The sequence below is a fragment of the Mycobacterium sp. E3247 genome (assembly GCF_001667785.1).
GTDB lineage: Bacteria > Actinomycetota > Actinomycetes > Mycobacteriales > Mycobacteriaceae > Mycobacterium.
In genome coordinates, this window is the sequence record NZ_LZJG01000253.1 from 110,761 (window position 1) to 128,014 (window position 17,254).

Annotated in this window: 17 protein-coding genes and 1 pseudogene; 7 read left to right on the top strand and 11 right to left on the bottom strand. The window is 67.5% G+C overall.

What is annotated here, in order from left to right; genetic code table 11:
• Positions 1-10: 10 nt before the first annotated feature.
• Genes A9X04_RS14040 through A9X04_RS14060 form a run of 5 tightly spaced genes read left to right on the top strand, consistent with a single transcriptional unit; the run spans position 11 to position 6,612 of the window.
• Entirely contained in the window at positions 11-1,261 is a 1,251-nt protein-coding gene (locus A9X04_RS14040) for a Xaa-Pro peptidase family protein (RefSeq protein WP_067921254.1), read from the top strand.
• Positions 1,251-2,381 carry a Xaa-Pro peptidase family protein gene (locus A9X04_RS14045; protein ID WP_067921256.1) on the top strand — a complete coding sequence of 377 codons (1,131 nt, stop codon included), beginning with the start codon at positions 1,251-1,253 and terminating at the stop codon, positions 2,379-2,381. The genes A9X04_RS14040 and A9X04_RS14045 overlap by 11 nt, the downstream gene beginning before the upstream one ends.
• 2 nt (positions 2,382-2,383) lie before the next feature.
• Positions 2,384-3,379 carry an enoyl-CoA hydratase/isomerase family protein gene (locus A9X04_RS14050; RefSeq protein WP_067921258.1) on the top strand — a complete coding sequence of 332 codons (996 nt, stop codon included), beginning with the start codon at positions 2,384-2,386 and terminating at the stop codon, positions 3,377-3,379.
• The gene (locus A9X04_RS14055; RefSeq protein WP_067921260.1) at positions 3,379-5,796 is read left to right on the top strand and encodes a CaiB/BaiF CoA-transferase family protein; all 2,418 of its coding nucleotides are present in this window, start codon (positions 3,379-3,381) and stop codon (positions 5,794-5,796) included. The genes A9X04_RS14050 and A9X04_RS14055 overlap by 1 nt, the downstream gene beginning before the upstream one ends.
• 6 nt (positions 5,797-5,802) lie before the next feature.
• Positions 5,803-6,612: an SDR family NAD(P)-dependent oxidoreductase gene (locus A9X04_RS14060; protein WP_067921262.1), complete on the top strand. Its 810-nt coding sequence runs from the start codon at positions 5,803-5,805 to the stop codon at positions 6,610-6,612.
• Here A9X04_RS14060 and A9X04_RS14065 read toward each other — a convergent pair.
• The 3 genes from A9X04_RS14065 to A9X04_RS14075 form a co-directional block, all read right to left on the bottom strand.
• The gene (locus A9X04_RS14065; RefSeq protein ID WP_067920524.1) at positions 6,609-7,439 is read right to left on the bottom strand and encodes an SDR family NAD(P)-dependent oxidoreductase; all 831 of its coding nucleotides are present in this window, start codon (positions 7,437-7,439) and stop codon (positions 6,609-6,611) included. The genes A9X04_RS14060 and A9X04_RS14065 overlap by 4 nt on opposite strands.
• 11 nt (positions 7,440-7,450) lie before the next feature.
• On the bottom strand, positions 7,451-8,299 hold the full coding sequence (locus A9X04_RS14070; protein ID WP_067921264.1) for a mycofactocin-coupled SDR family oxidoreductase: 849 nt from the start codon (positions 8,297-8,299) through the stop codon (positions 7,451-7,453).
• 230 nt (positions 8,300-8,529) lie between these two features.
• Positions 8,530-9,180, bottom strand: coding sequence for a TetR/AcrR family transcriptional regulator (locus A9X04_RS14075; protein ID WP_067921266.1), 651 nt, complete (start codon positions 9,178-9,180; stop codon positions 8,530-8,532).
• A 242-nt stretch (positions 9,181-9,422) separates the two neighbouring features.
• Here A9X04_RS14075 and A9X04_RS14080 point away from each other — a divergent pair, with 242 nt between their 5' ends.
• Positions 9,423-10,598, top strand: coding sequence for an acyl-CoA dehydrogenase family protein (locus A9X04_RS14080; RefSeq protein ID WP_067921268.1), 1,176 nt, complete (start codon positions 9,423-9,425; stop codon positions 10,596-10,598).
• Here A9X04_RS14080 and A9X04_RS14085 read toward each other — a convergent pair.
• The 8 genes from A9X04_RS14085 to A9X04_RS14120 form a co-directional block, all read right to left on the bottom strand.
• Positions 10,595-10,861 carry a DUF4190 domain-containing protein gene (locus tag A9X04_RS14085; RefSeq protein ID WP_067921270.1) on the bottom strand — a complete coding sequence of 89 codons (267 nt, stop codon included), beginning with the start codon at positions 10,859-10,861 and terminating at the stop codon, positions 10,595-10,597. The genes A9X04_RS14080 and A9X04_RS14085 overlap by 4 nt on opposite strands.
• Positions 10,862-10,934: 73 nt before the next feature.
• Positions 10,935-11,693, bottom strand: coding sequence for an acyl-CoA dehydrogenase family protein (locus A9X04_RS14090; RefSeq protein ID WP_082975006.1), 759 nt, complete (start codon positions 11,691-11,693; stop codon positions 10,935-10,937).
• A gap of 60 nt (positions 11,694-11,753) precedes the next feature.
• The gene (locus A9X04_RS14095) at positions 11,754-12,851 is read right to left on the bottom strand and encodes an acyl-CoA dehydrogenase family protein (protein ID WP_067921274.1); all 1,098 of its coding nucleotides are present in this window, start codon (positions 12,849-12,851) and stop codon (positions 11,754-11,756) included.
• A complete protein-coding gene (locus tag A9X04_RS14100; RefSeq protein WP_067921276.1) occupies positions 12,848-13,279 on the bottom strand; it encodes a nuclear transport factor 2 family protein in 432 nt (143 codons plus the stop codon). The genes A9X04_RS14095 and A9X04_RS14100 overlap by 4 nt, the downstream gene beginning before the upstream one ends.
• Complete coding sequence (locus tag A9X04_RS14105; RefSeq protein WP_067921278.1) at positions 13,251-14,483, bottom strand: amidohydrolase family protein; 1,233 nt, start codon at positions 14,481-14,483, stop codon at positions 13,251-13,253. Before A9X04_RS14105 ends, A9X04_RS14100 begins: the two co-directional genes overlap by 29 nt.
• 4 nt (positions 14,484-14,487) lie before the next feature.
• Entirely contained in the window at positions 14,488-14,811 is a 324-nt protein-coding gene (locus A9X04_RS14110; RefSeq protein ID WP_067921280.1) for a hypothetical protein, read from the bottom strand.
• Positions 14,795-16,072: an aromatic ring-hydroxylating dioxygenase subunit alpha gene (locus tag A9X04_RS14115; RefSeq protein ID WP_067921282.1), complete on the bottom strand. Its 1,278-nt coding sequence runs from the start codon at positions 16,070-16,072 to the stop codon at positions 14,795-14,797. The genes A9X04_RS14110 and A9X04_RS14115 overlap by 17 nt, the downstream gene beginning before the upstream one ends.
• A 4-nt stretch (positions 16,073-16,076) precedes the next feature.
• Positions 16,077-16,616: a carboxymuconolactone decarboxylase family protein gene (locus A9X04_RS14120; protein WP_067921284.1), complete on the bottom strand. Its 540-nt coding sequence runs from the start codon at positions 16,614-16,616 to the stop codon at positions 16,077-16,079.
• A gap of 435 nt (positions 16,617-17,051) precedes the next feature.
• Here A9X04_RS14120 and A9X04_RS32300 point away from each other — a divergent pair.
• Positions 17,052-17,254 (top strand): annotated as a pseudogene (locus A9X04_RS32300) (amidohydrolase); the annotation flags it as partial.

Genomic DNA, 17,254 nt, shown 5'->3' on the forward strand with positions numbered 1-17,254 from the left:
GGCGGCCCGAATGACAACGTTCGCGCAAGCGGGCGCGGGCACCAGCAGCCTGGTGATCCCCGAGACGCCCGACCTGGGTCGCATGCGCCGGGAGACCGGGACGCGGCTGCGCACGGCGATGGCCGAACGCGGTGTCGACGCCATGATCCTGCTGGGCAACAGCGCGGTGGTCTACGCCACCGGCACCAGTTGGCCGCTGGGCGATGCAGGCCTGGCCTACGTGGAGCGGCCGGTGGCCGTGGTGCTCGCCGCGGACGAATGGCCGCACCTGTTCCTGCCGTTCCGCGAGGGCGCCGCGCAAGAGTCGGGTCTGCCCGCCGATCATGTGCACGGCCCGGTGTATCTCGAATTCGACGAGGCCGTCGAAGATTTCGCTCGCCTGCTGGCCGACCTGATTCCCGCCAAGGCGGTGATCGCCGTCGACGAATGCACCGGCGCGATGACGCGCGCCGCAAAGTCGTTGTTCCCCGGCGGTGCGCCCGTCGACGCCGCGGCCATCGTCGGCTCCGCCAAGTCGGTCAAGACACCGGACGAACTGTCGTGCATGCGCACCGCCATCCGGATCACCGACGAGGCGATGGTCGAGGTCCACAAGCGGCTGGCCCCGGGAATCCGCCAAATCGACCTGTCGGCAAGCTTTTTGCGGCGGGCCTTCGAGTTGGGTGCCACGGCCAGCATGCTCGAGCCGATCTGGCAGGTGATGCCGCCCAGCAAGGCCGAGGGCGTGTGGACCACGCACGGTGACCTGGCGTTGCCCCTGCTGAGCACCGAGCGCGAACTGGCCGAGGGCGACGTGCTGTGGACCGACGTCAGCATCACCTACCACGGCTATTGCTCGGACTTCGGACGCACCTGGATCGTCGGCCGGGATCCGTCGCCACGCCAGCAGGCGCAGTTCGACCGGTGGTTCGAAATCATGTCCGCCGTCCTGAGCGTCGCCAAGGCCGGCGTCACGGCAGCCGATCTGGGGCGGGCTGCCACCACCGCCAACGGCGGCAGCAAGCCGTGGCTGCCGCACTTCTACCTGGGCCACGGCATCGGCGTGAATGCGGCCGAAATGCCGATGATCGGAACGGACCTCGGTCAGGAATTCGACGAGAACTTCGTCCTTCAAGCCGGCATGGTGCTGGTGTTGGAACCCGTGGTGTGGGAGGACGGCACCGGCGGATACCGCAGCGAAGAGGTCCTGGTGATCACCGAGGAAGGCTGGATCCGATTGACCGACTATCCCTATGACCCCTATGGCTCCCATGTCAGTTGACGTCTGCCCCGACGACCGCGCGCTGCGCTCGGGCCGCCGTCAGCGCGTGCTGGAACAGATGGCGGCGTACGACCTCGACGTCCTGGTCCTCGGCCGCCAAGCGAACGTCCGTTACGTCACCGGCGCACCGCAGTTGTGGGTCGCGGGCACCCGGCCATTCGGTCCGACATGCGTGCTGATGCGCGCGAGCGGCGCCATCCATCTGCTCAGCACGTGGGACGAAGGCGTCCCCGAGGACATCCCACACGAGAACCTGTACGGCATCTCGTGGAACCCGATGAACACCATGTCGGCGCTGCGCCGCATCGATGGCGCCGCCACCGCCCGGCGTGTCGGAACCGATGCGATATCACCGGTGTTCGCGCAGCTGCTGCCCACGGCATTTCCGCGGGCGGAGCTCGTCGACGGCGAGCTGGCGATGCGCGCCGCCCGGCGCGTCAAGACGGCCGAAGAAGTGGTGTCGTTGCGGGAGGCGATCGCGGTGGCCGAAAAGGGCTTGGCCGCCGCGGTTTCCGAACTACGACCGGGCATCAGCGAGCAGGCGCTGGCCGGTGCCCTGCTGGAGGCCGTCGCGGCCGGCGGCGTGAGCACCCCGTCCAACCAGGATGTGGCGTGGGTGACCTCACCCGATCACCCCTGGCGGCGGGCCGCCGACGGTGATCGTGTTCCGGGCCGCGTCAAAGACGGTGACCTGGTGGCATTCTCCGCCGGCGTGCTCGCCGGTGGCTACATCGGTGAGGTCGGGCGAACCTGGCCGGCGGGCGAGGCGCGTGGCGCGGCCGGGGTGTATCGACGATGGGAACGCCTGTGGGGCAGGCTGCTGGCGGCGTGCCGACCCGGGGTGGGGGCAGGCGAATTGCTGGACGCCTACCAGGCCGCGGGGGAGCCGGCGCCGCCGATGCCGGTGGCCCGCGGCCTGGGCATGGGGTTCGACCCGCCGGTCATCTCCCAGCACCTGCCCGCGACCGCGACCGAGGAACGGTTGGAGCAGGGCATGGTGCTGGCCGTGACCGGCTACGTCTGGGAGCCGGGCGTCGGCGCCGTTTTCGGTCGGGAGGCCGTATTGATCTCCGCCGACGGGCCTGAGGTGCTGACCTCCAGCCCGTCCTGGCGCGAATAGCCATGTCCGGCAAGTCCGGTCCGCCGGCCGAGGAGATCATCAAGTACCACCAGGACCCCGAGACCCGCATCGCCACCATCACGTTCGATCGCCCGGGTCAGCTCAACGCCCCCACCATCGCCGCCCGCCTGCGCTACGCGGACCTGTTGCACCGCGCCTCCATCGATGACGAGGTCAAGGTGCTGGTGGTCCGCGGGGCCGGTGAGGACCTTGGCTCGGGTGCGGATCTCGTCGAGGAAATGGCGGTGCAGGACTCGGCCGATCCGCATCACCGGCTCGCCGAGTACCGGATCGACGACGAGGACGTCAGGTTTCCCCCGGAGGGTTCGTTTCGGCATGGCGCCGCCCTCGGCCAGTGGTACGCCAACCCCAATTCGGGGATACGTGGATTGCAGGACTTCAAGAAGATCAGCATCTTGGAGGCGAAGGGCTATTGCTACGGCTGGCATTTCTATCAGGCGGCCGATGCGGATCTGGTGATCTCCAGCGACGACGCGCTGTTCGGGCATCCGTCGTTTCGGTATTACGGCTGGGGGCCGCGGATGTGGTGGTGGGCGCAGACCATGGGAATCCGCAGATTTCAGGAAATGGTGTTCACCGGAAGGGCTTTCACCGCGGCTGAGATGTACGACTGCAACTTTCTCAACAGTGTGGTGCCCCGCGCAGAGCTGGAGGCGGAGGTGGAGAGGTACGCGCTGGCCTGCGCACGCAACCGCCCCACTGACACGGTGTTCATGCAGAAGGTCTTCTTCGAGATCATGAAGCAGTTCCAGGGCGAGTACCTGGGCAGCATGCTCAGCGGCTTCTTCGAATCGATGGGCGGCCGGGCCCGGCCGGACGGTCCCGACGATTTCACCCTCGGCGACGCCATCGAACGGGGCCTCGGCGCAGCGGTGAAGGCCAACGATGACAAGTTCCCCGCGGACTGGCGCCTGAGCAAGAAGGGCCGCAAAGGCGGGTGCGGCAAGGGGGAGCGCGACCGGAAGCGGAAGCGCTAGTGGCGGAGTCCACCGCGGAACCACCCCTGGCCGGGTTTACCGTGGTCGATCTCTCCACCGGCATCGCGGGCGCCTACTGCACCAAGTTGCTGGCCGACGGCGGTGCGGACGTCGTCAAAGTCGAACCCCCAGAAGGTGATCCGCTGCGCTCCTGGTCCGCCTCGGGCGCCGCCATGCCGCCCGCCGGCGACGGGGCGTTGTTCTCGTTTTTGGCCGGGTCGAAACGCAGCGTCGTCGCCGACCGCGGCATCGCCGACGACGTCGAGCTGGTCGACGGATTGCTGGCGGCCGCGGATGCGGTGGTGTGGTCCGGCGGCTCGAAAGTCGCTGACCGTCAGGACTTTGCGCCGCAGGCGATGCACCGGCGCCATCCACATCTGACCGTCGTGTCGATCACGCCCTTCGGGTTGGAGGGGCCCTGGCGTGGCCGGGCGGCCACCGAGTTCACGCTGCAGGCATGGTCGGGCGGGATCATCGGCCTGGGGCGCGGCGAGGCCGACCGCGCCCCGGTATACGTCGGCGGCCAGGTCGGCGAGTACCTGGCCGGCCTCTACGCGAGTGCGGCCATCCTGGCATCACGCCACGGCCGCCACGGCGATGAGCCCGGTGAACTCGTGGACCTGTCGATGCTGGAGACGCAAATCCTCTCCCTGACCTACTATCCCGTCACGTATTTCGAGATGCTCGGGCGACCCTGGCGGGACGCGCGCCGCGTCACCGTGCCGGGCGTGGCGCGCGCCAAGGACGGCCTGGTCGACGTCGGCTGCGGGACGGCTCAGCAGTGGTTCGACCTGTGCGCGATGGTGGGACACCCGGAATGGACCGATGAGGATTCATCACTGACCATCACCGAACGGGCCAACATCAAGGCCGCAGAGATCTACGCATGGTTCGAAGACAACACGGTCGACGAGATTCGCGAACTCGCAACGGCGTTCCGGATTCCCAACGCCCCGGTGGCCAACGGCGCCAACATCGCGTCGCTGGACCACTTCCGAGCGCGGCGCTCCTTCGTTCGCAACCCGGCCGGGGAGTTCGAGCAGCCGGGCCATCCCTACCGCATGGCGCCCGCGCGGCTGCGCGGGCCGGAACGCGCGCCGCGCCTAGGCGAGCACACCACGCAGTACCGCGCCGCGGAGCCCGTTTCCCGCCCCACACCCACCGGAGAAGCGAATCGGTTGCCGCTGAGCGGGCTTCGGGTGCTGGACATGACAACGTTCTGGGCCGGCCCCTGCTGCACCCACTTCTTGGCGATGCTGGGTGCGGAGGTCATCCACGTCGAGTCCACCCGCCGTCCCGACGGGACGCGGCTGATCGCCGGCGTGCCCGTCACCGAAGATCAGTGGTGGGAGAAGTCCCCGATCTTCGCGGCGCTGAACACCAACAAGAAGGGCCTGACCCTGGACCTGCAGAGCCCGCGCGGGCGGGACATCCTGCGCCGGCTCATCGCGACCTGCGATGTGGTCGTGGAGAACTTCACACCGCGGGTGCTCGACCAGATGGGGCTGGATTTCGCTGCCGTGCAAGCCATTCGACCCGACGTGGTGATGGTCCGGATGCCGGGGTTCGGGCTGGACGGGCCGTGGCGCGACAACCCGGCGTTCGCCTATGTCATCGAGGCCGCATCCGGGCTGACGTGGCTGACGGGATATGCCGACCGCCCACCCTACGACCCGTATTCGATCGGCGACCCCAACGCGGGCGTGCACGCGGCCAATGCCCTGCTGCTGGCGTTGGAGCATCGGCACCGCACCGGGCAGGGCGTGCTCGTCGAAGCGGCGATGGTGGACGCCGCGGTCAGCATCGCCGCGGAGCAGATCATCGAATACTCCGCCTACGGGGCGCTGCTGGAACGCGCGGGCAACCGGGGACCGACTGCGGCGCCGCAAAACCTCTACCGCAGCGCCGACACCGACGAGTTCGGCCTGCGCGACTGCTGGGTCGCGATAGCGGTGAGCACCGACGAGCAGTGGATCGGCCTGTGCACAGCCATCGGATCCCCCTCGTGGGCAACCGATCCCGGGCTGGCCTCCGTCGCCGGCAGGAGGAAGCACCATGACGCCATCGACAAGGGGCTGGCCGAGTGGTGTGAGCGGCGAGGCGGCGACGAGATCGTCGCAACCCTGTGGGACGCCGGCGTCCCGGTGGCCAAGGTGATGCAACCACACCGCCAGACCGAGCTGGAGCAGCTCGGGTTCCGCGGCTTCTTCGAGGAAGTCGACCACCCGGTGAACGGCCCGGCTAGGCTCAGCACCGTGCCGATGAGAATGTCAACCGGCCCGTCGAGGTTCCACACCCGGCACGCGCCGCTGCTGGGCCAGCACAACCATGAATTGCTCGCCGAACTCGGCTTGAGCGACGCGGAGATCGCCCAGCTGGAAGCCGACGGCGTCATCGGCCGAGCACCGGTGATGTGACCGCAGATGGCGATCGACCCGTCGGACATCATGCTCACCGGCCGCGTGGCGGTGGTCACCGGCGGGGGAGCGGGCATCGGTCGCGGCATCGCCGCCGGCCTTACGGCCTTCGGTGCGTCGGTCGCGATCTGGGAACGTGAGCCGCAGACCTGCGCGCAGGCCGCGGAATCCATTGGGGCGCTGGGCATCGTGGCCGATGTGCGCGACAGCGCCCAGGTCGACGACGCGCTGCAGCGCACGAACGCCGAACTGGGCACCCCGACGATCCTGGTCAACAACGCCGGCGGGGTGTTCTCCTCGCCGCTGCTGGAAACCAGTGAGAACGGCTGGGATGCGCTCTACCGGGCCAACCTGCGCCACGTGCTGCTGTGTACGCAGCGCGTCGCGAGACAGATGGTGTCCGAGGGCGTCGGCGGCAGCATCATCTCGGTCACCTCGATCGAGGGCGTGCGCGCGGCGCCGGGCTACGCGGCCTACGCCGCGGCCAAGGCGGGCGTCATCAACTACACCCAGACCGCCGCGCTGGAAGTGGCGCCCCACGGCATCCGGGTCAACGCGATCGCGCCCGACATCACGCTCACCGAAGGCCTGGCGCAGCTGGGCGGCGACGCCGCGCTGAGCGGGATCGGCCACGTGGTGCCGCTGGGGCGCCCCGGTCATGTCGACGAAATCGCCGGCGTCGCAGTGTTTCTGGCATCCCGCATGTCGTCATATCTGACCGGGCAGACCCTGCACGTCGATGGCGGGACTCACGCGGCGAGCGGCTGGTATCACGACCCGCAGACGGGCGCCTACCGCCTGGGTCCGGCCGGCTAGTGGCTCCACCCCTCGGCGGCCTGCTCGGAGAAGGTTCGGTCGATGCGCTCGAACCTGCGACGAATCGAGGCGCGGGCGGCTTCGTGTGGCAGCACGTACAGGCGGTTGGCCAGGATCGCATCCGCCGTGAGCCGGGCGACGTCGTCGACGCCGACGCCCTCGTCCTGGGTAGGGAGCGTCCCGTCCGCCGCCTTCGGCGAAGACGACAGCCCGTAGTCGGCGCCCCGGATCCGTTCCGAGTTGGAGACCAGCTTGGTCTCCACGACCATCGGGCACAACACCGAAACGCCGATACCGTTGTCCCGGACCTCCCGCGCGAGTGTCTCCGCCAGGCCGACCACACCGTATTTGGCGACGCCGTAGGTTCCCAGGCCCGCGTTCGGAACCAGGCCGGCGAACGATGCGGTGAAAGCCATGTGGCCGCCCGTGCCCTGCTCGAGCAGTCGCGGCAGGAACGCCTCGACGGCGTGGATGTTGCCCCATAGGTCGATGTCGATGACCCAGCGCCAGTCGTCGTGGGTCATCTGCGCGATCGGACCGGCAACCACGATGCCGGCGTTGCTGAAGACGACCTCGACGCGGCCGAGCAGGCGGAAAGACTCTTTCGCGAGGTGAACCATCTCGTGGAGATGCCGGACGTCGCACACCACGCCGTGGGCGTCGAATCCCTGGGCGCGCAGGTGGTTTACCGCCTGCTCCAGGCCGGGCTGATCGACGTCGGACAGCACCACGCGGGCGCCCCGGCGGGCGAATTCGGTGGCCGTGGCCAGACCGATACCGCTCGCCCCGCCGGTGACCACCGTTCCGCGACCTTCGAATCCGTCCATGGGACGGCACTCTATTTCAGGCAGCTACCCGCATCGATGGGCAGGGTCACGCCGGTGATGTAGCGGGATTCGTCGGAGGCGAAGAACAGCACCGCATTGCTGACGTCGATCGGTTCCACCCACGGAATCGGCAGGGTGTGGAACAGCTGACAGATCGGCGCCATGTCGTCGGGGCCGGGATTCTCCAGGTCCGGGCGGAACATCTTGAAGGTGCCCTCGTTGTGCAGCATCGGCGTCTTGACGTGCGTCGGGTGCACCGAGTTCACCCGAATCATGTGCTGCCCCAACTCGACTCCGAACGCGCGCATCAACCCGACCACCCCGTGCTTGGCGGCGACATAGTGACCGGTATGGGGGTAGGCCTTGAGCCCCCCGACCGAGCTGGTCAGGATGATCGAGCCGCCGCGTCCGCCCGACAAGAGATGCGGCACACCGGCTTTCACCGTCTTCCACACCCCGGCCAGGTTGATGTCGATCATCTCCGTCCAGTCCTGCTCGCTCGTCTTGTCCAGCGTGTCGCCGCCGTTGCCGATCCCGGCGTTGGCCACGATGACGTCGAGCCGGCCGAGTTGTTCGACGCCACTGTCCACCGCGGCCTTGAGCGCCTCGAAGTCGCGCACGTCGACTTCGGCGGTGACGATCCTGCGGTCGTGCCCCTTGACCAGGTCGGCGGTCTCGGCGAGATCCTCGGGTGTCGACGCCGGGATCGCGGTGTCGGTAACGCCGTCACGGATGGGCTTGCAGATGTCGACGGCGATGATGTCGGCGCCCTCCTGCGCCAACCGCACCGCATGGCTGCGGCCCTGACCGCGCGCCGCTCCGGTGACGAAGGCGACTTTGCCCTCAACACGTCCCGTCATGGCTTCCTCAACTCCTGACTAGTGATCGCACGCCTGAGTGTGGAACGGTCCGCGTCCCCGGACCGGTATCTCCCCGCCCTCGCACCCTGTCACCACCGCGTCGCGGGTGTCAATGACGAATCCGTTTTAGCTATTTATGGTTCTGAATATTAGAGAATGAGATTCTCGGCAGCAAATGCCTGTGCGCTATGTGAGCAGCTGTGGCAATCGTGGGGCGTTACGCCTCGCGGCTAGCCGACGAAGCCGCGCGAGCAGAAATCCCAGACCTCGTCGCCGGTGATGGGGTGGACCGTCGCGTCGTCGGAGCCGCCGCTGGATTGGGCGATGAACATCACGGTCTGCATGGTCATCGCGGCCATTCGCTTCGGATTGACGCCCGCGCGCAGTTCACCGGCGTCCGACGCCGCTTCCATCAGTTCGGTCAGCAACGCCAACAGGGGGGCATGTGCGACCTTGACCTCAGCCGGGTGGCTGACCAGCAAACGCGGCGCGAAGTCGGTGAACAGCGGCCGCTTGGCCGTCGGGTCCGGGCGCGAGGCCTCGTAGAGCAGCTGGACGGCGACCTTCAGCCGCTCCAGCGGGTCGGTCTGGCTTTCGGTGGCGGCGCGAATCTGGTCAGCGGAGCGGCTCAGCGCGTCTTCGAACAGCGCCAGCAACAACTCATGCTTGCCGTCGAACTGCAGGTAAAAGCTGCGTAGCGATTGGCGGGACCGGTCGACGACCTCCTGCACGGTAAAGTCCGTGGAGCCCTTCTCGATGATGATGGCCTGGGCCGCGTCGAGGAAGCGCTGAACGCGTTGCGCGGCGCGCAATTTCGCCGTCTTGATCGACCTCTCGACGGCGCGCTGCTTCCAGGCGGGCTCTTCGCTGGGGCTGGTCACAGCCGGCTCGGCTGATTGCCGCGAGGGGAGAACATGGTTGGACTCTACCGGAGAACGCCGTGACATCGCTGCGCTCGACCCCCTCACGGATCATGTGTCGGAGATTGTAACTTTCTTGTCACGAGAATACTATTCTCTTAGACGTGTGTATGGAAGCGTAATCATAAGAGCGAACCGGGCCGTCGGCGGAAATCGTGATCTACCGACGCGGGGAAGTGCTCACGACCGTTGCGGGGAGTCGCGTGCAGCTCACCTTTGACGCCGACGTGGAGGCGTTCCGCGCCGAATTCGCAGCCTTCCTGGACGCGCATTCGCCGTCGGAGGCCGAGGCGTCCGAACGGCCCCGTTCCAGCTCGCACGTGCCGCCCTGGGCCCGGCGCTGGCAACGGCTGCTGCTCGACAGCGGATGGCTGCTCCCCGGCAATCCGCCCGAGTTCGGCGGACGCAACGCGACGCTGTTGCAGCAATACGTGTACTTGGAGGAGCTGGGGCGGCGGCGCGTCTATCGAAGTTTCAACCCGCAGGGCGTGGGCATCATCGCGGCCTCGCTGTTGACCTTCGGCTCGCCGGAGCAAAAGCGGAAGTGGGCGGTGCCCATCCTGCGGGCCGAGATCACCGCGTCGCTGGGGATGAGCGAGCCCGGCGCCGGTTCGGACCTGGCGTCGCTGAAGACCCGGGCGGTGCTCGACGGTGACCACTTCGTCGTCAACGGCCAGAAGGTCTGGACATCCGGCGCCCACGACGCCGACGTGCTGCTGACATTCGTGCGCACGGATCCAAAGGCGCCGAAACACAAGGGCATTAGCGTGCTGCTGATCCCCACCGACACGCCCGGTGTGGTGCGCCGCCCATTCGCGTCGATGTGCGACAGCGACGAAATCGACTTCAACGAGGTGTTCTTCACCGACGTGCGGGTGCCGGCCGAGAACCTGGTGGGTGAGCTGAACCGGGGATGGCGGGTGGCCACCGGTTCTCTGGGGCACGAACGCGTCATGCTGTGGATGGGATACGTCGACCTGTTGCACGAACTGAGCATCGATTTCCGTCCGTCGGGCCCGCTCGAGCGCGATCGCTACGCCAGCCTGGTGATGGACGCCTACGCGCTGTGGTTGCTGGGCTCCACCGCGTTGTCGCGGGCCGCCCGCGGGGACGAGGATGTTGCGGCCCAATCGGTGCTGAAGCTGCTGGGCTCCGAGGCCCTGCAACGGGCGTCCGAGGACGCCCTGAACGCCGCCGATGCGGAGGGGCTTGTGCACCGCGCGGTGACCGCCCCGTTCGCTCCGCTGAACCTCGACAGCCACTATCGCAGCTGGTTCGACCGGTACGCGCGCACCTTCGCCGCGACGATCGCCGGTGGCACGTCGGAAATTCAGCGGAACATCATCGCCGAGCGGGTGCTGGGGATGCCGCGGAACTAGCGCGCGTCCAGCCAGGCGTAGTACCCGATCGCGACCAGCCCGGCGGCGATCGACACCGCCCCCAACACTATCCCCGCCAGCGCGGTGCGGGGGTTGCTCGCTTCGCCCCGCGACACCCGCCTGCGCGCCAAGTCGCCCGTTATCACCGCCGCGATGCCGAACGGCACCCCGACCAGCATCCAACACGTGCCGACCGCGACCAGACCCACGAGCAGCGAGGCGACGCCCATCTCGTTTCGGGGGGTTGGCTCCGGTTGACTCATCGCGTCCCATCCTGTTGGCGGCCAGACGCAGTCTACGCGCCGGTTCCGGGCCGCCCTTGACGGGCGTGCGAGCCTAGAGTTGGGCGAGCCGCGGCGCAAACCGGTTGTCCACCAGGAATTTTCCCGCCTCGCGGGTCAGCTCACGGGTGTTGCCCAGCAGGCCGTCCAGAATGAGTGACCGTTTGACGTGGCGGTGTAGCGGGTGCTCGGCGGTGAAGCCGATACCGGCGAGCACCTGCTGGCAGTGGCGGGCGGCGGTCAGCGCGGCCTGGCCGGCGGCGGCCTTGGCCAGTAGCGACGCCAGCCCGTCGTGGTCCTTGGCCTGTACGGCGACGTGCAGCGTTGCTTCGGCGCCCTCGATCGCGACGAGTGTCTCTGCCAACCGGTGCCGGATCGCCTGGAACGAGCTGACGTGCCGGCCGAACTGCACCCGGTCCAACGCATGCCGGCGAGCCAGCGACAGCATGGCCCGGCCGGCGCCGACCAGCCACCAGCCCAGCGCCCGCCTGCCGGCAGCCAGCGCGGCCGGCGGCAGCGAATCCCCCTGCGGCGCCCGCCGTATCGGCAGCGAGTCGTCGAGGGCCGAACCGCCACGCTCGCCACGCTCCCATATCGCCCACGAGCCGCCGGTGAACGGTAGCGGTGGGGTGCCGCCGGGTGCCACGCCGACCTCGCGAGACACCACGTCGTTCAGCACCGGGGCATGCGCGCCCGTCTCGCCGAGTAAGCGGAACACCAAAGCAACTGCGACGGCGGGCATCTCGTCCAGCATGTCGCGCCAGCCCAGCTCGGTCAGCGCCGCGTCGAGCCTGCTCCCCGATGCGGCCGCCATCGTAGTTCGCAGCGAGCTTTCGAGCAGGCGCAGCGACTCGGGATCCGTCGGCTCCACGGCTCAGTCCTTCCCGAGGTCGAGCAGCCGGCGCGCAATGATGTTGCGTTGGATCTCGGCGGTGCCGCCGTAAATGGTCGCCGCGCGCGAGTACAGGTATTCCGGGCGCCACGGCGTGTCGTCGAGCTCGAGCATTCCGGGCAGCAGGTCTCGGACGGTGTCGTAGAGCCGTTGCTCGGCGGCGGCGAGCAGCACCTTGTCGATCGACGTGTCCGGTCCCAGTCGCGCCCCGTCGCGCAGCCGGTGCTGGGTGTCACGGGATCGGCAGCGCAGCGTGTGCAACGCCAAATACGCTGTTCCAAGCGCGGATTCGTCCGGCTCGCCGGCGTCGCACGTCTGGGCGATGAGGTCGTCGAAGCGGGAGTACAGGTAGGCGATCCGCTGCCAGAAGCAGGTGGACCGCTCGTAGGGGAGCAGATCCATTGCGAGTCGCCAGCCGTCGCCCGGGCCGCCGAGCATGCGGCTTGCCGGGATCACCACGTCGTCGTAGTAGACCTCGCAGAATTCGTCGACGCCGTGCATCGTCCGGAGCGGCCGGACGGTGATGCCCGGGGTGTCGAGGTCGACGAAGAAGGCGGTGATGCCGTCGTGTCCGGGCGCGGTGCGGGTCAGCAGGACACAGCGGGTGGAGAACTGCGCGAAGCTGGTCCAGACCTTTTGCCCGTTGACGATCCAGTCGTCGCCCCGTTGCGTGGCACGTGTGGTCAGCGATGCCAGGTCGCTGCCGGAGCCCGGTTCGGAAAACCCCTGACACCAATGCTCTTCACCGCGCAGCAGCCGTGGCACCATTTCGGCGGCCAGCCCCGCCGGGGCGTAATCGATCATCGTGGGCGCGAGCACCTCGAGCATCGAATAGGGGCCCGGCTCGGCGAGGCGGCGGCCGACCACCTCTTCGCCGACGATCGCGCGCAGCACCGCGGGGCCGCCCAATCCGCCGACTTCGGTGGGCCAGCCGTAGCGCATCCAGTCGGCGTCGTACAGGGCGCGGCTGACCCTGGCGAACTGCCGCATGTGGCCCTGAAGGGAGTGGTCGGGACCGGGGGTCAGATCAATGTCGTCGAGCCACGCACGCAAGCCCGCCCGGAACTCCGCGACATTCACGGCGTGGGACGGCCGACGGCATGCGGGCGCCCGGAGTCGTGCACGCCGCTGCGGCGGATGAACGTCATGGCACGGGTTTTCAGCCGCCATCCGTCGGGGGTGCGGGCGTAGGTGTCGCGGTAGTAGCCGATCCGCATGTCATGGGTGGCGTGGTCGATGAAGCACAACGGCTGGGTGCCGCTGGCGGAGTCGCCGTCGATGTCGACGAGCGCTGTTCCGGTGAGGAACAGGCCCTTTGGCGCGGCCGCCACCAGCTCCGGAAATCTGTCCAGCCGGTAGGTGTCTCCGAACGCGCTGTAGGTTCCGTCCGGGGTGAACACCCCGATCAGCCCGTCGATGTCCTCCTGGGTGATGGTGACCGCGTACCGGGCGAGCAGCTGCTGAATCTCGACCAGGTCGTCAGTTCGAGTTGGCTGTCTTGTTGACATAGACCTTGCCGCCTTTCATGACAAAGCTCACGTTCTGGGTAACGGTGATGTCTTCCAGGGGGTTTCCCGGCACCGCGATGATGTCGGCGAGCTGACCCGTCACGAGCCGGCCCCGGTCGGTCGAGTTGATCAGTTCGGCCGCGGTCACCGTCGCCGCCCGCAACACGGCCAGCGGTGGCAGGCCCCAGTTCACCAGGGTGACCAACTCGTCGGCGTTGCGTCCGTGCGGGATCGCCGGCGCGTCGGTGCCGACCGCGATCTTCACGCCGGCCTCGTGGGCGGCCAGGATCGAGGTCCGCGCCTTGGGGAACATCTCGGCGGCCTTGGCCTGCAACTCCGGGGCGGCGTGCGAGACGTCCATGGCATCGCCGTCGGCCAGGCGCCGGGTGCTCACCAGGAAGGTGCCCTGCTCGACCATCGACGCGATCGCATCGTCGTCAATCAAGAACCCATGCTCGATGCAGTCGATGCCGGCGTCGACGGCATGCACGACCGCCTCGGCGCCATGCGTGTGAGCGGCGACGCGCAGCCCTCGCCGATGCGCCTCGTCGACGATCGCGCGCAGTTCCTCGTCCGAATAGTGTTGCGCGCCCGGCGGACCGGTCAGTGACATCACTCCGCCCGAGCAGCAGACCTTGATCAGTTCGGCGCCGTGTTTGATCTGGTAGCGCACCGCCTTGCGGATCTCGTCGACGCCGTTGGCGATGCCCTCCTCGACGGTCAGCTCCAAAGTGTGTGGCGCGAACGCCGCGAACATCGTCGGGTCCAGGTGCCCGCCGGTGGGGGTGATGGCATGACCGGCCGGTACCACGCGCGGGCCGTCGATCCAGCCGGCGTCGATGGCCTTGGCCAGTGCGACGTCCAAGAGGTAGCCACCGGTCTTGACGAAAAGGCCGAGGTTGCGCACGGTGGTGAACCCGGCGCGCAGCGTACGGCGCGCATTGCCGACCGCGCGCAGCACCCGAGTCGGTGGGTCATCCTGAACCTGGGACAGTCCGGGCTTTTCACCGCGGCCACCCATCAACAGGTTGACCTCCATGTCCATCAGCCCGGGCAGCAGGATCGCCTCGCCGAGGTCGATCAGTTCACCTTCGGGCTCCCCGCCGACACCCGCGATCCGGTCGCCCTCGACCTGCACCAAGCCGGGGGAGACGATCTTGCCGGCGTCGATGTCGAGCAGCCCGGCGGCTTTGAGCGTCAACACGTGATCAGATCACCGGTTCCCGGATGCACTCCACCCAGGCCGCCCCGCTGTCCGGCACGCGCGGCTGTTTCCATGCCTCGACCGGAAACGACACCATGACCAGCGACTGCATCATGTGCATGAGAGTCTTTGCGTCGTCGGGCAGATCGTCCAACGGGTACTTGTCGCAGTAGGCGATGACGTCGTTGAGGCGCGGGAACGCGGCGTCGTAGAACGCCTGCATTTCCGGCATCGTCGAGGCCAGCCGCTTGGCGTACCGCTCGGGCTCGGTGGCCAGGTCCCAGTCCAGGTAGGGCTCGAGCTCGGCGAATTCAGACGGTAACGCCATTGTCCTGGTACTCCTTCACGTAGTCACCGGTCGTCTTGTGCAGATGACGGATCAAGACTTCTTGGTCGCACAGGAGGAACTCCGTGACGGCCCGCGTGCCGATCATCGTTTGGGTCGCCTCCAGCGTGTTGGCGTCCTGCAGCGCGTACTCCTTGAATGTCACGGCGGCCAACTCCTGGGCAAGGCGTTCCCGCGCATTGCGCGGCGGGACGAAATACAGAGTGCACTCGAAGATGTGCTTGTCCACGGCGGTCGGCCAATAGTGGTAGGTCAGGAACCAGCCGGGCTCCCAGATCAGCAGCATGAAGTTCGGGTAGAAGAGCAACGAGTCGATGCCCCACTGTGGCACCCGCTTGACGTTGACTCCCGGCGGCAGCTCCAGGTTTTCGATGATCTCCGGCTTGTCCCACGGACCGAACAAGCCGCTGCGCAACACCTGGTCCATCGGCTTCACCATTGACATGTCCGAGGGAGGCGCCTGGCCGCCCCAGGTCGACTGCAGGCTGTGCGGGCCGGCCAGCTCATAGTGCAGCGCCTCGTAGCCGTACTTCTGGATCTTGGCGGCTTCTTCCTTGGTGTACTGCCCCTGGTGCAGGATCGGCGCGTGGTAGAACTCGACGAACGCGTCGATAAACAGCTTCCAGTTGCTGCCTACCTCGGCCCGGTAGGAGTAGGTCTCCGTCATCTCGCCGAAGGGATAACCCTCGATGCTCTTGGCCAGCGGCCCCAGATAGTCGGTGAGCGGCGCCGCATTGTGGTCGAAGTTGATGAAAATGAAGCCTTCCCACACCTCGCAGCGGACCGGCGCCAGGCCGAAGTTGCTCTTGTCGAGGTCGAAGAACTCTTCCGCCTGCTGGACGAAGGTCAGGTCACCGTCGAGGCTGTAGCGCCAGGCGTGGTACTTGCAGGTGAACTGCCGGCAGGTGCCCGACGTCTCCTCGTTGGGAAAGTCGTTCCAGACCAACTTGTTTCCGCGGTGGCGGCAGACATTGTGGAAAGCCCTGACCGACCCGTCCTTGGTCTTGACGATGATCACCGACGTGCCGGGCCCCGCCGACGGCAATTCCCTGGTGAAGTAGCTGCCTGTGCGGGGGAGTCGGTTGATGCGGCCGACGTTGAGCCACGTGCGCCGAAAGACCGCCTCGCGCTCCGTCTCGAAGAATGCCGGATCGATCGAGTCGCTGTAATCGACCGGTGCGGTGCCGAGTTCGGGATAGTTCTCTGTCCAGCTGCCTGCGGCCGGCTTGGGGAAGTGGGGCAACTTTCTACCTCTCTGGGTGTTCGGCGTTCTCGAGCTCTACGCCAAAAGTGTTGAAGGCCATGGCCAGCAGGGCATAACAGCCGACCGTGAACACGAAATCCATGCGCTGCCGGTCGTTGAGGCGCGCGCCGAGCGCGGCCCAGGTCTCGTCGGACAGCTGCGATTTCTCCTCGAGCTCGTCGACGCCGGCGATCACCACGCGGTCGAACTCGTCGAAGTCGCCGGCGTCCCCGCCGGCAAAACTCTGCACCGCGGCGATCTCGTCGTCGGTGATTCCCTCGGCCTTGGCCATCGAGACGTGGTGAGACCACTCGTAGGCGCAGTCGCGGCGACGCGCGACCCGCAGGATGGCGAGCTCGCGAATGCGCGGCGGCAGCGTCGACGAGGTCAACAGGTGGACGTTGAAGCGGAGAAACGCCTTGGCCAGCGCCGGATGGTGGGCGAGGGTGCTGAGCGCGTTGTTGGTGTCCGCGTCGCGCATCGCCGCGAGTGCCGTGCGGGCCGTGTCGTCCCACTGGTCAGCGGGCAGCGGCGCCAACCGCATCCACTCGCTCCTCTCGCCATCGCCCCGCCCACCTCTCGGTGGAAGAGAATTGGATTCTCATTTCCAACTAATAGAGTTGCATGAATCGAGCGGCCGGTCAATGGCGGCCGCCGCCGACGCGCCCAGCCGCGGCGCGGTGAGCGGCCACGGTCGGTCGATATGCCCACCTGCCTGCGGGAACGTCGGGGGTGGTGCCACCCGGTGGGTCAACTCGGGCAGTCACCTTTCGCGCATGCTCGCCGGGAGGCGGCCGCCTCGCCGGCCCGTTCCGCGCCCGGTCGGCCCGCGCAGGCGGGCCAGGGCGTCCGATGAATGTTGATTCTCACCTGGCGAGAAGATAGTTTTCATTTAAGTGATCTTGGCACGGGACAGCGATTCGCCGAGGCTGCGCGGGAGCGGAATCGAACAGACGGACCCGATGGAAGGGCAACGGCCATGAACAAAGAAGACATGATCCTGATCAGCGTCGACGACCACACCGTCGAACCGCCGGACATGTTCAAGAACCACCTGCCGAAGAAGTACCAAGACGACGCACCTCGGCTGGTGCACAACGCCGACGGCTCGGACATGTGGAAGTTCCGCGACACGGTCATCCCGAACGTGGCATTGAACGCGGTCGCCGGACGGCCGAAGGA

Bases quoted from the DNA above. Each gene is read 5' to 3' on its own strand.
- A9X04_RS14045 (WP_067921256.1), top strand. From the start codon at position 1,251: ATGTCAGTTGACGTCTGCCCCGACGACCGCGCGCTGCGCTCGGGCCGC.
- A9X04_RS14070 (WP_067921264.1), bottom strand. From the start codon at position 8,299: ATGACGGGACGTGTTGAGGGCAAAGTCGCCTTCGTCACCGGAGCGGCG.
- A9X04_RS14085 (WP_067921270.1), bottom strand. From the start codon at position 10,861: ATGAGTCAACCGGAGCCAACCCCCCGAAACGAGATGGGCGTCGCCTCG.
- A9X04_RS14050 (WP_067921258.1), top strand. From the start codon at position 2,384: ATGTCCGGCAAGTCCGGTCCGCCGGCCGAGGAGATCATCAAGTACCAC.
- A9X04_RS14100 (WP_067921276.1), bottom strand. From the start codon at position 13,279: ATGTCAACAAGACAGCCAACTCGAACTGACGACCTGGTCGAGATTCAG.
- A9X04_RS14040 (WP_067921254.1), top strand. From the start codon at position 11: ATGACAACGTTCGCGCAAGCGGGCGCGGGCACCAGCAGCCTGGTGATC.
- A9X04_RS14090 (WP_082975006.1), bottom strand. From the start codon at position 11,693: ATGGCGGCCGCATCGGGGAGCAGGCTCGACGCGGCGCTGACCGAGCTG.
- A9X04_RS14110 (WP_067921280.1), bottom strand. From the start codon at position 14,811: ATGGCGTTACCGTCTGAATTCGCCGAGCTCGAGCCCTACCTGGACTGG.
- A9X04_RS14060 (WP_067921262.1), top strand. From the start codon at position 5,803: ATGGCGATCGACCCGTCGGACATCATGCTCACCGGCCGCGTGGCGGTG.
- A9X04_RS14065 (WP_067920524.1), bottom strand. From the start codon at position 7,439: ATGGACGGATTCGAAGGTCGCGGAACGGTGGTCACCGGCGGGGCGAGC.
- A9X04_RS14120 (WP_067921284.1), bottom strand. From the start codon at position 16,616: ATGCGGTTGGCGCCGCTGCCCGCTGACCAGTGGGACGACACGGCCCGC.